3 protein-coding genes are annotated in these 3,262 nt (G+C 44.5%); 1 reads left to right on the forward strand and 2 read right to left on the reverse strand.

The features are described from left to right. Window positions 1–65: 65 nt before the first annotated feature. Window positions 66–1,202, reverse strand: a complete 1,137-nt coding sequence (gene tgt / locus AB4496_RS18990; RefSeq protein ID WP_009848280.1) for a tRNA guanosine(34) transglycosylase Tgt — start codon at window positions 1,200–1,202, stop codon at window positions 66–68. A 194-nt stretch (window positions 1,203–1,396) separates the two neighbouring features. Next, the gene (queA, locus tag AB4496_RS18995; RefSeq protein WP_009848279.1) at window positions 1,397–2,449 is read right to left on the reverse strand and encodes a tRNA preQ1(34) S-adenosylmethionine ribosyltransferase-isomerase QueA; all 1,053 of its coding nucleotides are present in this window, start codon (window positions 2,447–2,449) and stop codon (window positions 1,397–1,399) included. A 335-nt stretch (window positions 2,450–2,784) separates the two neighbouring features. On the opposite strand from queA, the gene AB4496_RS19000 reads away from it, so the two are divergent. Next, entirely contained in the window at window positions 2,785–3,228 is a 444-nt protein-coding gene (locus AB4496_RS19000) for a CBS domain-containing protein (RefSeq protein ID WP_009848278.1), read from the forward strand. Window positions 3,229–3,262 lie beyond the last annotated feature (34 nt).

The raw sequence follows: 3,262 nt of genomic DNA on the forward strand, positions 1-3,262 counted from the left end.
GTCGTATCCCTTTATTTTCAAGCCCCATCACTCGGAAGAGAGATAGGGCTCGCAAAAAAGAAATACTAAGATTCTTTACCTAGTGGTGGCACTTCACGCCCCATTCTTGCGTAGAACTCTGCAACGAACTCTTCAAAGCGATCTTCATCGATAGACTGACGAATGTCTGACATTACTCGTTGGTAGAAACGCAGGTTGTGAATCGTGTTCAGTCGAGCACCTAGGATTTCGTTACAACGATCCAAATGGTGTAAGTACGACTTGCTGTAGTTCTTACAAGTGTAACAGTCACAATCTGAATCTAGTGGTGTTGTATCGGTTTTATGCTTCGCATTACGGATCTTGATCACACCTTCCGTTACAAACAGGTGGCCATTACGTGCATTTCGCGTTGGCATAACACAGTCAAACATATCAATACCGCGACGAACACCTTCAACCAAGTCTTCAGGTTTGCCTACACCCATTAGGTAACGAGGCTTATCTTCAGGCAGTTGAGGACATGTGTGCTCAAGAATGCGGTGCATATCTTCTTTTGGTTCACCTACTGCTAGACCACCTACTGCATAACCGTCAAAGCCAATTTCTGTTAGGCCTTTAACGGATACATCACGAAGGTCTTCGTATACGCCACCTTGTACAATACCGAACAATGAGTTCGGGTTTTCTTGCTTATCAAAGTGATCGCGAGAACGCTGAGCCCAACGAAGAGACATCTCCATCGAGTCTTTAGCTTCTTTATGCGTCGCAGGGTAAGGCGTACATTCGTCAAAGATCATTACGATGTCTGAGCCTAGATCCTTTTGGATTTCCATCGACTTCTCAGCGTCCATGAAGATCTTGTCACCGTTTACAGGGTTACGGAAATGAACACCTTCTTCAGTGATTTTACGCGTTGCGCCTAGGCTGAATACTTGGAAGCCACCTGAATCAGTCAAGATAGGACCTTTCCAGTTCATGAAATCGTGCAAATCACCGTGCAGTTTCATGATTTCTTGACCAGGACGTAGCCATAGGTGGAATGTATTACCTAATAGGATTTCAGCACCTGTGTCTTTTACTTCTTCAGGTGTCATGCCCTTAACCGTACCGTAAGTACCTACAGGCATGAATGCTGGGGTTTCAACGGTACCGCGTTCAAACTGAAGTTGACCACGACGTGCGCCGCTATTAGTTTTTTTAAGTTCGTATTTTAATTTCACGAAGCCTCCAATATGCCAGAGAAACAATCTGACTGTTAATTCAGAACCTTAGGCCGAACAAAAGTTCAGTCTAGTGGGTTCTATGAGGAGCGGTCGCGTATTCCTTGCGAGAGATTAGACAGACACCCTGCCCGACTCCTAGCCTACTGCTAGCACCCGTAAATTCTGCTTATATCGTTTATAACCAGCTAAAATTAGCTCGTTTTCTTATTGATGAACATCGCATCACCGTAGCTGAAGAAACGGTATTCGCTCTTCACTGCGTGATCGTATGCACCCATCACATTGTCGTAGCCAGCAAATGCACTCACCAACATAATCAGCGTTGATTCTGGTAAGTGGAAGTTGGTAATTAAGCAATCCACCAGCTGATATTCATAACCTGGGAAGATGAAGATTTCTGTGTCACCAAAGAAAGGAACTAACTCAGTGCCATTTTTCACTGCATCTTGAGCCGCACTTTCTAGTGAACGCACAGAGGTTGTACCAACGGCAATGATGCGTCCGCCGCGAGCTTTTGCAGCTGCAACGGCATCTACCACTTCTTGCGGTACTTCAACGTACTCAGCATGCATGTGGTGGTCATTGATATTATCGACTTTTACTGGCTGGAACGTACCAGCACCAACGTGAAGCGTCACGTAAGCAAACTCAACACCTTTTTCTTTCATGTCAGCCATTAGCTTGTCATCAAAGTGAAGGCCTGCTGTTGGCGCAGCAACTGCACCCGGCTTTTCATTATAGACAGTTTGGTAGCGCTCTTTATCGGCGTCTTCATCTGGACGATCGATGTAAGGAGGCAGTGGCATGTGACCAACACTGTTAAGAATCTCTAAAACGCTTTGATCGGATGTGAAATGGATTTCAAATAACGCATCATGACGTGCCACCATTTCAGCTTCATACTCATCGTTCTCACCAAGGAACAATTTGGTACCCGGTTTCGGTGATTTAGAACAACGAACATGCGCAAGAATGCTTTTCTCATCCAGCATACGTTCAACCAACACTTCAAGCTTACCGCCTGATGCCTTGCGACCGAATACACGAGCAGGAATCACGCGAGTGTTATTAAAAATAACAAGATCACCTGGCTCAACCAAGTCTAAAACGTCTTTAAACGAACCATCAGCTAGGTTGCCATTATTGCCATCTAATTTAAGTAGGCGGCTTGCTGTGCGCTCCTCTTGAGGGTAGCGAGCAATGAGTTCATCTGGTAGGTCAAAGTGAAAATCTGAAACTTGCATGTGTCGAGTCTTGTCTTAGTTGATGATATTTATGCCGTTGACGAATAATAAGTCGAAGTTGCCGAACAATCGTTTCGGTAAGTAAATCGTTACCAGAAACACATCGTAAACATGACTAAAAATTTCGCAGTGGGCTAGTATAGGCACACGAGCCGCAATAGCAAGGTTTACAGCATTGGATTATTGTAAAGAGTCGTAAAATAATACGACCATTCCCCCTCATAAAAAAAACAAAATTAGTTGCATGAAACTCACCCAAAAATGCGTTAGATCTCAGTTATTTTTTGGATAAAAAACTATAGTAATAGCAACAAATAAAAAAGAAGGAGGTCCGTATGATCAAGGTTGAAGATATGATGACTCGCAACCCTCATACCCTATTGCGCTCACACTCACTGGCCGATGCAAAGCACATGATGGAAGCGCTTGATATCCGCCATATTCCGGTTGTTGATGCCGACAGACAACTACTTGGCGTCGTCACACAGCGAGACGTTCTTGCCGCTCAAGAATCTAGCCTACAAAACATCCCACAAGCTCAATCCTATACTCTTGCAACACCACTCAATGACATCATGCACAAGAGTGTTATGTCTGTAGAGCCGCGCGCAGGACTAAAAGAGTCTGCTGTTTATATGCAGAAACACAAAGTGGGCTGTTTACCTGTCGTAGAGAACCACGAACTCGTGGGCATCATTACAGACAGCGATTTCGTTACGATAGCCATTAACCTGCTAGAGCTACAAGAAGAAGCGGAACCGGAAGAGGTCGAAAGTTAGTCCGTTTGTATTACTCACGATAATCCTTAGAGCC

The organism is Vibrio sp. 10N.222.46.A1 (assembly GCF_041473595.1).
In the GTDB taxonomy this organism is placed as follows: domain Bacteria; phylum Pseudomonadota; class Gammaproteobacteria; order Enterobacterales; family Vibrionaceae; genus Vibrio; species Vibrio tasmaniensis_A.